General features: G+C 69.7%; 16 protein-coding genes. 8 read left to right on the forward strand and 8 right to left on the reverse strand.

The genetic code is table 11. The annotated features are described in order from the left end of the window. Positions 1-195 precede the first annotated feature (195 nt). From ACIQU4_RS40090 to ACIQU4_RS40100, 3 genes are all read left to right on the forward strand, one after another. Complete coding sequence (locus tag ACIQU4_RS40090) at positions 196-1,044, forward strand: IS5 family transposase (protein ID WP_403742155.1); 849 nt, start codon at positions 196-198, stop codon at positions 1,042-1,044. After that, positions 1,041-1,445, forward strand: a complete 405-nt coding sequence (locus tag ACIQU4_RS40095; RefSeq protein WP_403742158.1) for a hypothetical protein — start codon at positions 1,041-1,043, stop codon at positions 1,443-1,445. Before ACIQU4_RS40090 ends, ACIQU4_RS40095 begins: the two co-directional genes overlap by 4 nt. A gap of 162 nt (positions 1,446-1,607) precedes the next feature. After that, positions 1,608-2,090 carry a DUF6924 domain-containing protein gene (locus ACIQU4_RS40100; protein WP_403742161.1) on the forward strand — a complete coding sequence of 161 codons (483 nt, stop codon included), beginning with the start codon at positions 1,608-1,610 and terminating at the stop codon, positions 2,088-2,090. A gap of 43 nt (positions 2,091-2,133) precedes the next feature. Here the strand turns inward: ACIQU4_RS40100 and ACIQU4_RS40105 are convergent, their stop codons facing one another. Continuing rightward, on the reverse strand, positions 2,134-2,349 hold the full coding sequence (locus ACIQU4_RS40105; protein WP_403742163.1) for a hypothetical protein: 216 nt from the start codon (positions 2,347-2,349) through the stop codon (positions 2,134-2,136). A gap of 209 nt (positions 2,350-2,558) precedes the next feature. Here ACIQU4_RS40105 and ACIQU4_RS40110 point away from each other — a divergent pair, with 209 nt between their 5' ends. Next, positions 2,559-2,801, forward strand: a complete 243-nt coding sequence (locus ACIQU4_RS40110) for a hypothetical protein (RefSeq protein ID WP_403742319.1) — start codon at positions 2,559-2,561, stop codon at positions 2,799-2,801. A 744-nt stretch (positions 2,802-3,545) separates the two neighbouring features. On the opposite strand, the gene ACIQU4_RS40115 is transcribed toward ACIQU4_RS40110, so the two are convergent. The 4 genes from ACIQU4_RS40115 to ACIQU4_RS40130 form a co-directional block, all read right to left on the reverse strand. Continuing rightward, positions 3,546-4,061 carry a hypothetical protein gene (locus ACIQU4_RS40115; protein WP_403742166.1) on the reverse strand — a complete coding sequence of 172 codons (516 nt, stop codon included), beginning with the start codon at positions 4,059-4,061 and terminating at the stop codon, positions 3,546-3,548. Between the two features lie 54 nt (positions 4,062-4,115). Further along, positions 4,116-4,760, reverse strand: a complete 645-nt coding sequence (locus tag ACIQU4_RS40120) for a DUF4304 domain-containing protein (protein WP_403742168.1) — start codon at positions 4,758-4,760, stop codon at positions 4,116-4,118. A 340-nt stretch (positions 4,761-5,100) separates the two neighbouring features. Beyond that, entirely contained in the window at positions 5,101-6,513 is a 1,413-nt protein-coding gene (locus tag ACIQU4_RS40125; RefSeq protein ID WP_403742171.1) for a hypothetical protein, read from the reverse strand. 265 nt (positions 6,514-6,778) lie between these two features. Next, positions 6,779-7,048, reverse strand: a complete 270-nt coding sequence (locus ACIQU4_RS40130; protein ID WP_403742174.1) for a hypothetical protein — start codon at positions 7,046-7,048, stop codon at positions 6,779-6,781. A gap of 461 nt (positions 7,049-7,509) precedes the next feature. On the opposite strand from ACIQU4_RS40130, the gene ACIQU4_RS40135 reads away from it, so the two are divergent. Then, on the forward strand, positions 7,510-7,842 hold the full coding sequence (locus ACIQU4_RS40135) for a DUF6233 domain-containing protein (RefSeq protein ID WP_403742177.1): 333 nt from the start codon (positions 7,510-7,512) through the stop codon (positions 7,840-7,842). 23 nt (positions 7,843-7,865) lie between these two features. Continuing rightward, entirely contained in the window at positions 7,866-8,093 is a 228-nt protein-coding gene (locus ACIQU4_RS40140) for a hypothetical protein (protein WP_403742180.1), read from the forward strand. A gap of 270 nt (positions 8,094-8,363) precedes the next feature. Here ACIQU4_RS40140 and ACIQU4_RS40145 read toward each other — a convergent pair whose 3' ends face one another. Both ACIQU4_RS40145 and ACIQU4_RS40150 read right to left on the reverse strand, forming a co-directional pair. Further along, on the reverse strand, positions 8,364-8,771 hold the full coding sequence (locus ACIQU4_RS40145) for a hypothetical protein (RefSeq protein WP_403742183.1): 408 nt from the start codon (positions 8,769-8,771) through the stop codon (positions 8,364-8,366). Beyond that, a complete protein-coding gene (locus ACIQU4_RS40150) occupies positions 8,768-8,971 on the reverse strand; it encodes a hypothetical protein (RefSeq protein ID WP_403742185.1) in 204 nt (67 codons plus the stop codon). Before ACIQU4_RS40150 ends, ACIQU4_RS40145 begins: the two co-directional genes overlap by 4 nt. A gap of 90 nt (positions 8,972-9,061) precedes the next feature. On the opposite strand from ACIQU4_RS40150, the gene ACIQU4_RS40155 reads away from it, so the two are divergent. After that, a complete protein-coding gene (locus ACIQU4_RS40155) occupies positions 9,062-10,165 on the forward strand; it encodes a helix-turn-helix domain-containing protein (protein ID WP_403742322.1) in 1,104 nt (367 codons plus the stop codon). Between the two features lie 294 nt (positions 10,166-10,459). Here ACIQU4_RS40155 and ACIQU4_RS40160 read toward each other — a convergent pair whose 3' ends face one another. After that, on the reverse strand, positions 10,460-10,858 hold the full coding sequence (locus tag ACIQU4_RS40160; RefSeq protein WP_403742187.1) for a hypothetical protein: 399 nt from the start codon (positions 10,856-10,858) through the stop codon (positions 10,460-10,462). A gap of 720 nt (positions 10,859-11,578) precedes the next feature. On the opposite strand from ACIQU4_RS40160, the gene ACIQU4_RS40165 reads away from it, so the two are divergent. Next, on the forward strand, positions 11,579-12,601 hold a 1,023-nt coding region (locus tag ACIQU4_RS40165; protein WP_403742189.1), incomplete at its 3' end, for an ice-binding family protein.

Below are 12,601 nucleotides of genomic sequence, written 5' to 3' on the forward strand. Positions count from 1 at the left end.
TGGCACACCGGGCGGTGGGGCTAGGTGGTGAGCTGGTCCTGGACGTGGCGCAACCCGTGGTGGTAGCGCTCAGATATGGCGGTCCGGGTCTGAGAGGGCGGTTTGTGAGTCTTTGACAGGTTCTGTCGTCGCCTGATGGCGTGGGTGCGGGCGGAATCTGCTGGTCCGCGCCCTGTGGTCTGCTGGGGTGGCGGGGTGAGCGAACGCAAGCCGTACCCGAGCGACTTATCGGATGAGCAGTGGTCGTTGATCGAGCCGGTGATCACGGCCTGGAAGAACCGGCACCGCTCGGTCACCGGCCACCAAGGCGCCTACGCGATGCGGGAGATCGTGAACTCGATCCTCTACCAGAGCCGGACCGGTTGCCAGTGGACCTACCTCCCGCACGATCTGCCGCCGAAGAGCGCGACGTACTACTACTTCGCCGCCTGGCGGGACGACGGGACCGACCAGGTCATCCACGAACTCCTGCGCTGTCAGGTCCGTGAGCGGGCCCGCCGATTAGAGGACCCGACCCTGGTGGTGCTGGACACACAGAGTGTCCATGTCGCTGCCGGGGTTCCCGCCTCCACGACCGGCCGCGACGCCGGGAAACGGGTCCCCGGCCGCAAGCGGGGACTGGCCGTGGACGTGCTGGGCCTGGTCATCGCCGTCACCGTCCTCGCCGCGAGCGCGCACGACAACGCCGCGGGCATCGCCCTGCTCGACCAGGTTGCCCAGCACACTGGCAGCACGGTCGAGAAAGCCCTGGTCGACCAGGGTTTCAAGAACCAGGTCGTCGCGCATGGTGCCAGCCTCGGTATCGACGTTGAGATCGTCGAACGCAACCCCCAGGACAAGGGGTTCGTCCCACAGCCGAAGCGGTGGAGGGTCGAGCAGACCTTCGGGATCCTGATACTGCACCGGCGCCTGGTCCGCGATTACGAGCACTGCCCGTCCTCGTCCGTCTCCCGCGTCTACTGGGCCATGACCCATGTCATGGCCCGCCGTCTCACCGACGCGAGCACCCCCACCTGGCGCGACCCGCAGACGGTGACCGTGTGAACGTCCAGCCCCTGCTCGACGCGCTCGGCATCCAGGAGGACGCCGCTGCGGCCATGGCCGACGACCTCCGCACCCGGATCGGCGAACTGCAGGCCCGGCTACGGGAGGCCGAGACCCACCTCGAACACCTTGCGATCACCCGCAGGACCGTCACTGCCCTCGCCGACCGGATCCCCGACCAGGCCGACTCACCCGACCTCCCCGAACACCCGGACTACCCCCGCATCCTCGCGGTTTTCAACGATGCCGCCAGCCCTCTCCGGGCCCGCGACGTCTGCCAAGCCCTTGACCACGAACCGCTGCCGAAGAACATCGAAGGCACCCGTGCCAAGCTAAAACGCCTGGTCAAACTCGACATTCTCACCGAGATCGACCCCGGCAGCTTCACCAGGGAGCAGTAACCGGACCGAAGCCCTACGACCAGCAGCCGCCCCAGGGGGAGCGGGTGCTTCATTGGGCGGGCCCCGCCAACTGAAGCACCCACAGGTGTGTCAGTGCCCCCGCGTAACGTGCATGCCAAATGCGTGGGGCAGTGACCTGCGCTGATGGGTGGGGAGAGCGGTATGAGTGACCGTATTGAGTGGCCGGCGGGGCGTGACAAGGACGCCGCGCTGATCATCAGGACTGACTATCACGATGAACAAGCGTGGTCGGCGGTGAAGGCGTCGCTGATGGTGACCTGGGGCGAGGAGGACGACTTCGAGCCGTACGTCTACATCGTTGATGATCCGCAATGGACGGGAATCACGCCCGCTCAGGCTCTCTGCGAGGCATCCGCGTACGCAGAGCGCCGCGGTGTTGTCTACCTCGCAGACCGCGCCTCGATGCAGGAAACCCCTGTCACGTTGCTGGCGCTGTCTCTGCTAACCAGGGAGCAGTGCGAAAGCGACGAGGAGTTCGAGGCATACGGCGGCGCGTTCCGCGTGGTGCCGTACGGGATCCACGAGATGAACGCGAACCTCATGATCGCCAACCTGGACTTCGGCGATTTCGCGGACGTGGCCAGGGATGATCCCGAGGGCGTCTTCCGAGGATTTGCCGACTGAACAGCTCAGCAGCACCCAGCCTCATCCGGCAAGGGACATCAACTCACGAACCGTTCTCTGAGAAGGTGAGGCCGCCGGGGGCGAGCGGACGTCGGGCCGGGGCGAGTGCGGACTCGGGCTCGGTCTCGCCGGGCGGCTGGCGGAAGTCGGCGCCCTGCTCGACCGGCATCAGCCGGCGCCCACCCGCCTGGGCGGCTACGGGAGCGTCGGAAGCGGGCTCGGAGAAGGCGGGCAGCGAGAGCGGTCGACGGTCGGTCATGATCCCTAGTCTCCCAGGTCCGGCCCTGCAGGTAGGGCCAGGCCGCTATCAGCGGTGATAGTGCTCTGGCCCTGGCCAGCAGGACCAGGCTGGTTGTTTCAGCCCACCAGAACAGAGCGGTTAAGCCACTGCTGCCGTCGGTGAACCGGCCCGGACCGCTGGTCCAGCGCGTGGCCGAGGCCGCGCGGACCGCCTTGAACGCCTCAGGCGTGAACATCCTCAGCGCCAGCGGCACGGAATCGGAGCAGTCGGTGCCCCATCTGCACTTCCGTCGTTCCGCGGTGGGACGACCTGGCCGGCCGGACGCTCCGCACACCACATCACTGGCGATCCGGGGGCGCGGCTTGCCGACGCCCTGGCTTCCGGCCAGCACCACAAAAGTTGAGCCAGAGCCCGTTCTCATGAACAAAACCAATTGCGCATCTAGGTCGCGCGAATGCGCACATAGGTAGCAATGCTGTCCTGGTTCATGACCTCCGCATCATGAACCAGGACGTTGATGGCAGAACACCCTCGGGGGTCCTTGGCCGGCCACCCGGCCAGGAGGACCCTGGTGTTGTGCCAAGGAAGATCATTCGACGGTGTTCTCAGTGCGGCAGCACGCTTCCGCCGGAATCGAGGAAGTCGCGCCAGTACTGCTCAGCGACCTGTCGCACGCGGGCCTGGCGGCAATCACGGGCCCGCCTGGCAGCAATCGACGCCGGCGGCGAGGCCATGAAGGCCCTACTCGCAGGCCGCCCCCACCCCTGGCCCCGGTTCACATGCCCGGAGTGCGGCAGCACCTGGTACTCCGCGGACACCCCGTTCGGGAAGACCAAGCGATCCGACAGCCTGTACTGCTCACCTCGCTGTCGGACTCGGGCCTGGCGCCGGCGCTCCCGTTCAGGAGGCGTCACCGCGTGACGCCTCCTGGTGACGGAAACTGCCGGGCCACGCCCCGGCAGGCGGCCCCACGAGAGGGAGCCGGCCGGGGCAGCTGTCCCGTCTCGCGAGATGTTCTCGTCGTCTCAGGTGACCTTGGTGGATTGACCGCTGGTCTCAAGTGACCTTGTCGCTGCCACGTTGAGGTAAGCCGCCGGGCTCACGTGATGTTGCCTGCCGAGTGCGTCTGTCTCAGGGTGTCTTACCGCTGATCTTCGTTCCTCCCTGATCCGCTGCAGCGAGGACACCCGGATCGAGAATGGATTCCGTCGTCGTCAGTCAGCCGTGAGGCTGCTCGGCTCCTCACCCCGGTACGGCATCCAGCGGTATCCGGGCTGGAAGGGGACGTATTCGTCGCCCAGGCCAAGCGCGCCGTGGAGCTCGTCACAGAGGACGAGCCCGTGAAGGCTGCCATCGGCCAGCTCCTCAGACCACTCAGCCTTGAGTTCAGCGGGGTCCAGCAGCGGCTCCGGATCCCAGCCGACCCGCGCGGTGAGGTACCCGTCGAACTTGGCAAGCAGCTCGTACAGCTGGTGTCCCAGCTCGGTGAACTCAGCTGCGGAGAGGGCCAATCTGGGGAGGCTGCCATCGAGGCCGACGCCCCAGCCAACAGCTACTGGGAGGATGGAAAGTTCGACATGTGGGCCTGTGGTACTCAATATCGGCCGGTGGAGGGGAATCCGCTGGACGCCCGCGTGAAGCACCCGTGACTTGGGTTCGGTGAGGGTGGCGTCCCGTGCCGCCCTGATGTTGTCGCCGAAGTTCACTACGAGCTCGAAGCAGAGCGCCACGGTTCGTCTTCCTCTCCAATCAAGAACGGCTCGACCACGTCAGCTGGCTCCGACTCAATCAGCTGTGCTGTCTCGTGCCGTCAGCCGTTGGCGCGTCCAGGTGATGAAGTCGTCGTGCGGGCTCACCAACTGGACATCGTCCAGCAGGGATTCGACTTCCCCTTTCGGGGCCTCGTCTACGCGAAGGAAGATCTCCACTCTCGTAAGCGGCACGAGTCGCACAACGGGCATGGCTGGGTGCCTGCACTCATCCAGGAGATTGCTTCGGTCGATAAGGTGGACGATCTGCGGCAGGGAGTCATCGTGCAGGACCGCCGCCAGTGCCTCACCGCAGCTGAGGCCGTTGTCCTCGCGCAGGGCCCAGCGCGCGCGAAACGGCATCTCGGAGTCCGGAGCATGTGCTGCGTGAGACGGCGGTATCACCCTGCCTACTACTACCGCGGAGCCGAACGCCATGGGCGCCGGTGCCTCACCGCTTGCTGAGTACCGGGTGATCCACTCCCAGTACGGCGCCGGCACGATGCGGTAGACGACCTCGAAGACGGCCGCAGCAGGGTCTACGTAGTGACGGGCGAACCCGAGAATGGCTTGATCGCCGTTACTGGCGGTGAGGCGGAAGGTTCGGCCGGACTTTTTGAAGCCGGCTGCCTTCATCACAGGGGCCACGTGCTGCTTGACCAACAGGTCCAGCGGTGTCATCGATGCCTTCCTTATCCCTGTACGCAAGCAGCTGGTGATCGTCCCCAGGGAATCTATGCCAGAACCTGCTTGGGACCTACGCAGTCAGATACTTGCCCGGTACTGCTCGCACCGCTGCCGGCAAGCTGCCTTTCGCCAGCGCGCAGCTGGCGAAGACACCTGACCGACAACCTCAATTGAGACGTCACTGGCAACGTGCTCCCGCGGGACAACACGAGGTGAGAATCCGTCTGATCTCCGTCTCACCTGCCCTTGCATCACCCCTGGTCAGAGCCCCACCGATAGGCAAGATCGAATGAGACGGGACAGCAGCGCCCTGTGACGGTCCAGACGGTCGCGGTCAGGGGGCTGTTCCAGCCTCCGTCTCGGCGCGGCGCCCCTGGGCCAGCGCGGCGCAGTGGAGTCCGCCGCCCGGGTGCCAGGCCATCACCGGATTCGTCTTGTCGCCGTGTTCGGCGCACCAGGACGCCGGGACCACGCCGCCGCACTCGTGCCGCGCGCAGCCGCAGGCCTGGCCCGGACCGGCGTACGCCACCCCGTGCCGGACCACCCCGCCCGCCGGCCCCTCCGCGGTGCCCCGCAGGCCGGTCGGCCACGCCAGCGTCACCCGCAGACCGCCCGACCCCGAGCGGAACCGGTCGATCACCCGCACCTCCCCCAGCACCGCCAACGGGCCGGTACCGGGCGCGGTCAGCCGGCGCAGCGACGCCCCGAACTCCCCGGCCGTCAGCTCGGCCATCGCATCAGCGTCGTCGTCGGTGGACCAGCCGGACGAGCAGTCCTCGCCGGCCGCGTCGTCGGCCAGGTCCAGCCACGGGTCATCGAGGCGGAACCGGTGCGTGGCGCCCCCGGCCCCGGCCAGCGCCAGCGAGGCGACCGTCGGCCCCGTGGGTACCTCGATCTTGTCGTGGGCGAGGAGCCAGGCGACGACCGCGCGGCGCTCGAACTGCGGGTGCACGTCCGTACCGGCCACCGGGTCGGGGACGTCGGGGTTCCTGCGGCGCCAGTTCACTACCGCGGCCCGGCCCACCCTGGCGATCCGCGCCACCCCCGCCAAGAACACCCGGTCACCGCCGGGGGCAACTGGGCGGAGGCCGACGAGCGGGGAGCGGCGGCCAGCCGTGACGGTGCGCACGGCCCGCCAGTCCACGGAAGGGCGGACCACCTCCAGCAGCGCGATCTCCTGGGCGTCGTACAGGGGGATCGTGGTCACCCCGCCGTGGTGCTTGTAGTCGACGTTCACGGAGGCGACCGGCGCCAACCAGCCGAGCCGGCCGGCGATCAGGTCGAAGTCTGTTCGGCGGACGCCGAGCCGGCGCGCGGCCTGGTCCGGGCCGAGGGGGACGTGCCGGTCGAGGAGGGCGGGCAGGTCCCGGCGGCGGGCGAGCGCGGCCACCTGGTCCGGGTGGACGTCGGGGAACTGCGTGTCCCCGCCGAGGTAGACCAGGAGACCGGCCTTTACGAGGTGGCCGACCGCCGCCGCGGTCACCCTCGGCCGGAGGATCGGGAGCGGCTCCCCAAGGGCCTCCGTCAGCCGGTCCGCGGCCACCCCGGCACCGATCGGGCCCCGCAGCGCCGCGCGCACCTGCTCCGGGTCGGCGGCCTCCCCCACCGCCCGGGACCACAACCCACGGCCGGCGTCCGCCTGCGGGACCAGGCCCGAGCCGGCCGCCCACCGCCAGGCCGCCAACGGCACCCGCAACCGGCCCGCGGCCTGGTTCTCGTCGTACTGCTCCCGTACCGAACGCGCCATGAATCGCACTCCGATCGCACAACCAGCGGCCCGACCATCGGGCCGCGCCGGAAACATGCCGAAAGATCCTGTTTGTTGTCAATAGCCCTGTTTCTGGGGCGAGTTGGGAGCACACCGCACAAGCCGCCTACGCGTACGCGAGGGCAGAAATCACCCCTGCGGGGGACTACGAACTGGTGCCGGGCAGGCGGAGCCAGGGACGCCTCCGGCGGCGGCACCCCCGGTTCCCGGGCCGCATGGGCGGCCCGGGAACCCGCAGGCACAGCTAGCCGCGCGGCCGTCCTCCCCGACTCCGGCGCAGCCGTAACGCCGCCCTCGCGGCCGCGGTCAAGGCCTGCGCCGCCCCCGACCACTCCGGCGCCCACGTGGACACCGCGGCCTGTGCCACCTCAACGGCGAGCGTCGCGACCACCCGGCCCACCAGCTGGCCCCCGCCGGTCCGGCGGCGGCGCGGGGCCGGATCCCCTGCCGGCCCGGCCGGGTCCCGCCCGGACTCCTCACCCATCGACTCTCCACCCATTCCTGACGTGCTCATGACAGATATCTCCTTACGCGAAAGTGCAGATCGCACCTCCGGCCGGAGGTGCGATCTGCACTTTCGAACAGCAGAGGGCTAGCCTCGCAAGTCCCACATGACCGCAGGTCAGGACACTGATAGACGAAACTCGCGCACGCGCTACACCGTCGACCCCTTAGCCCCACAACCCGCGCCGATGCGACCTACAGCACGCCCCCGACCAGGTGTTGCGGCCCGCGCTGCGCTCGACCCCAAATTCGAACATGAGATCTAATTGGAGTGACGTCCTCCACACCACCCAGGAGCGCACCATGACCACCCCAGAAACACCCGCCAGACCCCAGCCCGTCACCTGGGCGCCGAGCCAAACCGGCCCCTGCTCGAAATGCCACGCTCCGACGTGCAGGTACGGGGTCGGGGCCTCGCCTCTCTGCGCGGCGTGCAAGACCATGCGCCAGGCCCAGTACGGGGGCTGAGCGGTGTCCGAGCTCCCGCCTGACCTGCCGCGCCTGCGCACCGTCGTGCACTACCTGCGCCACGAGCTCCTCCGCGCCGAGCGGGCACTGAACACGGCGGAAGAGCGCGAGGCCCTCGCCGCACGGCGCCGGCCGCCGCCCGAGCCGCCCGCGTGGCTGATCGAGCGCGGCATCGGGGTAGGCCGGCTGCCGGTCCGCGTCCACGCCGGGGGCTGCTGGGACAGCCGAAAGCGCTGCACAGCCATCAGTACCGACGAGGCACGACGGGCCCTGGCCGAGCAAGTACCCCCCTGCCCGCACTGCCGGCCTGACGTCGCTCTCGGGATGCCGGAGTGACCGGCCGGCGGCACGGTGGAGGAATGGCTGCTGCGCTGCGCGTGATCGTCTATCCGCCGGACGCCGAGGGCGGACGCCGCGTCCGGTGCGACGGCGAGATCCTCGGCCGCGCCCTGGGCCCCGGCGACCTCCTGGAGTTCTTGCGGCGCGCCGGCCTGGACCCTGACGACGTCCGCCTAGACGACGAGCTGCTGATCGAGTGGCGCGGCGGCGGGCCGGCCGTCTGGAGCCCGGACACCGGCAAGGAGTGAGCACGGCAGCGGGCCGCCACCCGGCCCACCCCGTACAAAGGCCGCACCCCCGGCGCGAAGGGCCGCGCCCCTCACCGCACCGCGCCGGACGCGCGGAGTCCCGAAGTCGCCACCGCCCTCGCCGCCGCACAGACCGGACACGGGCCGGCCGTCACGGCGGAATCCCTCGCCGCCCACTACGACATCAGCACCCGCACCGCCGAACGCCTCATCAGCAAAGCCCGAACGCACACTGACTGAGCCTGGGGAGCCGTACGCAGGCCGGCCGACTCAGCCAGTGCGGGGCCGGTAGACGCGCACCGTGCGTTCCGCGACGGCGAGGCGGCCGTTGGCCAGGATCATCGTGCGGGTGCCGCCGTGGCGGTAGCGTAGATCGGTGATGGCGACCAGGCGGCCGCCGGTCAGGACCTGGTCGCCGACGCGCAGTTCGGTGGGCGGCAAGTCCACCGGCATCCGCCCCGCCGGGATGCGTACTCCGTCCCGGTCCTTGTCTGCGGCGCGGACGGCCGGTGGCGGTGCGGCCGGCTCGCAGGCGACGGTGCGGGCGATCCACTGGAATCCGGCCGTATCCACCAGGCGCGCCACCAGCGGGGACGGGTAGAGGCCGACGACGCGGCCATGGGCCTGGCGGTCGCGGTCGAACACCGCCTGCCCGACGGCGTACCGGCGGCCGGTCAACGGTGTCCGGCCTGGGCGCAGCGCTTCATGAGCACCTGCATGTCCGTGACCAGCGTGCCGCGCAGCGGGCCGGTGGCGGTGTCCCGGCGGCGGGCGTAGCGCAGGCAGCGGGCACACGTCGGCGGGGGCTTCAGTAGGGCAGGGGGGAACAGCTTCAGGGCCTCTCTGCGGGCGCGGCTGTAGTCGATGGTCTCTGCCATGGGTGCCCCTTCACGTGCTGGCCGATACCCATACCTTCGGCCTGGTCAAAGCTCCTGGGCAGGGGCAAAGGTGGGGGCAAGATGGGGGTTATGGACATCGGGGAGTTGATCCGGGAGCTACGTGGTGCGCACGGTTGGTCCCAGGCCCGCCTGGCCGACGAGATCAACACCGTGCATGGGACGACACTCACGAGGGAGTACATCGCGCGGTGGGAGCGCGGGAAGATCGCCCCGCGCGGCTTCTATCTCGCGGCCCTGTCGAGCGCGCTGGATGTGCCGTTAGCCGTTCTGGAGGACCCCATGATGCGACGCGAGTTCCTCACCGACGTGGCCGGGGCCGCCATAGCCCCCGTCATCGCCTCCGACCTGTTGGCGCGCGGGTTCGCCGCCCGGCTGACCGGCGGGCCCTCGGCGGAGGCGTGGGAGGCCAAGCTGACCGCGTACGGGAGCGACTACATGTCCATGGGTGCCGCCGACATCCAACGCCGCGTCGCCGGGGAACTCGTCGTCATCCAGCAGCAGCTCGACCAGCCGCGGCTGTGGTCTGCGGCCGCCCGGCTCATGACCCTCTACGCCAAGACGTTCCCCGGCTCCGACGGCGCCGCCGCCGTCCGCTGGTACCGGATGGCCGCCACCGCCGCCGACGAATCCGGAGATCCTGCCGCGCGAGTGTGGGTGCGGGGGCGGGCGGCAATCGCCCTCGGGTACGAGGGAGCCTCACTCGGCGTCGCGGACGTCCTCGCTGACCAGGCCCTCGCCTTGACCGACCGTCCCTCGCTCGGGCTGCTGAACGCGATCTACGGCAAGGCTCACGCCGCCGCGCTGCGCGGCGACCGCACCACCGCCCTGACCTTGGATGCCCAGGGCCGGCGCCTCTTCGACACCGCCGGGTCCCACGAGCAGACCTCCGACTACGCCGTCCCGTGGTGGCGGCTCAACGTGTTCCGCACCCTGCTCCTGGCCCGCCTCGGCGAAGAACGCGCCGCGACCGACGCACAGGACCAGGCGCTGGCCGAGCTCCCCGCCAGCCTGCCCCGCTTCGCCACCCACCTGGAACTCCACCGAGGCCTCATGCTCGCCCGCTCCGGCGACAAGACCGGCGGTATCGCGCACGCCACCGCCGCCATGGACGCCCTCCCGCCCGAAAAGCACAGCCTGACCCTGCGCATGCTCCTGAGCGAGATCAAAGCCTGACCCGACCCGGGTCCCGCCACGGTCGGATGGACACGCGGGGCGGGGCGGAGGGGTAAGTCCTCCGCCCCGGCGGCCGTCAGCCCTTCGGGCAGTGGCGGCAGGTCACGGCCTGGCGCAGCCGCGGCCCTGGCAGGCCGTTCATCCTTTGGCACGGTGGCCGCCGTGGGCTCCCGGGTGATCGGGCCCCTATTTCTCGGGTCCAAAGCCGCTGGCTGCCATCCTTCGTGCGAAGCCCCGGCCTGCCGACTGGAGGGGCTCCCTCGTGGCAGACCGGGGCTTCGACACGGGTGAAGGTCAGGCCGTCTTGATCCACTCCACGACGATCGAGGAGGCGGTGCTGTCGATGTCATCGGCGAGTGACTCAGTGTCCGCCTCCAGGACGGTGGCCGTGCCCTCGAACCCGGCGTGCTCGTAGAGGGTCACCCGCATGCCGGGGAACACCACGACGGCGGAGACCGAGTCGTTGGGGATGGTCAGGTCACCGATGTCGTACCGGCCCACCGTCAGGTTCTGGAACTGACCGGAGAAGTCCGGGCTGGTGAAGACCGTCGCGCCCAGTGTCCTGGCCCCCGGAAGATCGGGGGAAGCCGCGTGGATGCGCAGCTCATTCAGGGCGGGAGTCCATGCCTGCCCGTAGAGGGTGGGGCTGAACGTGTCGGAGGGCGGGATGGAGACGGTCTGCAGGGAGCCCATGGCTGAAGCCGTTGGACGCGTCGCCCTTGAGTAGCTGGAACAGGTCGAACCGCTTCGTCAGCAGCGTGATCAAGCCCAGCTTGACCGTCACGTTCATGTAGGCGCCGTCGGTGATCCGCTGCTTGGCGGTGCGGTGCGCCCCGACCCAATGGATCAAGACCCTGCCCGCAACTGCTCCGTGCACGCCGCCGATCGGGCGGGAAGGGCCGATTTCGATGACTTTCATTCGCGAGGAAACATCGGGCTGCAGTGGTCGTAGGGGTGGCATGCCCATCGTGGGCCTGCGGGACAGTCGCCCCCACCTCCGCACCCGTGCCCGCGCTCCGCGCTTGGCCACGCAGCAAAATACGCACAGACGTACGGTGTATGCCATTTCCTGATGCTGTGTCACTCATGCAGACGCTTTTCCCTATTTGCGGTCTATCACTGTGAAATATGCGGTAATGCTCCCGCGTGACGACCCGTCACCACCTGTGGCACGGAGTAGATCTGCTTCCCCCGCTCGGGGTGAGCCTGCGTGTCGGCACAGGCAGCGGGCCGGCGGCCCTGACCAGCAACAAGAAAGGTCCTGCTATGGCATTGGATGTCATCCGGTCGGCTCCACCCGACACAAGCCCTCAACGCAATCTGCTCAAACGGGGAGCCTTTGCACTGCTCCCCGCAGCGCTCCTGGCGTCGGCTGCCCTGGTCCCGACCGTCGCCCACGCCGCAGAAGCCCCCGTGTTGCTGGGGACCACCGCCAGTTACGGGGTCCTGGCCGGTTCGACGGTCACCAACACGAACCCCACCGTCATCAACGGCGACCTGGGCCTCTATCCAGGCACATCGGTGACCGGCTTCCCGCCCGGCATCGTCAACGGGGTGACGCGTGTAGCCCCCAACGCCGCCGCCGCTCAGGCGAAGTCCGACCTCGTCGTCGCCTACGACGACGCGGCAGGCCGGGGGCCCGGGACCATTCTCGCTTCGGACGAGATCGGCGGACTGACGCTGGCGCCCGGCGTCTACACGGCCCCGGCGTCCCCGCCGTCCCTGCAACTCACCGGGACGGTCACCCTTGACGGCCAGGGCGACCCCAACTCCGTCTTCATCTTCCGGATCCCCTCGACCCTGACCACGGCTTCGTCGAGTTCCGTGGCGTTCATCAACGGAGCGAATGCCTGCAACGTGTTCTGGCAGGTGGGCAGCTCCGCCACCCTCGGCACGACCACCCAGTTCAAGGGCACCATCCTGGCCATGCAGTCCATCACGCTGAACAACAGCGCCGTGATCGAAGGCCGCGCCCTGGCGCGTGAGGCCGCGGTCACGATGGACAACAACACCATTACGAGGCCGACCTGCGCCGTTGGTCCCCCCGGTCCGAGCGGTCCTCCCGGCCCGACCGGCAGCCCCGGCCCGACCGGCAGCCCCGGTCCGACGGGTGCTCCGGGCCCGACTGGTGCTCCCGGCCCGACCGGCAGCCCCGGCGCCCCCGGCCCGACGGGTGCCCCCGGCGCCCCCGGTGCCCCCGGCCCGACCGGCAGCCCCGGCGCCCCTGGCGCCCCTGGCGCTCCCGGCCCGACCGGCAGCCCCGGTGCCCCTGGCGCCCCTGGCGCTCCTGGCGCTCCTGGCGCTCCCGGTGCTCCCGGCCCGACCGGCAGCCCCGGCGCTCCCGGCGCCCCTGGCGCTCCCGGTGCTCCCGGCCCGACCGGCAGCCCCGGTGCTCCCGGTGCTCCCGGCCCGACCGGCAGCCCCGGCGCCCCCGGC

Origin of the sequence: Streptomyces sp. NPDC090741, assembly GCF_044769045.1 — a bacterium.
In the GTDB taxonomy this organism is placed as follows: domain Bacteria; phylum Actinomycetota; class Actinomycetes; order Streptomycetales; family Streptomycetaceae; genus Streptomyces.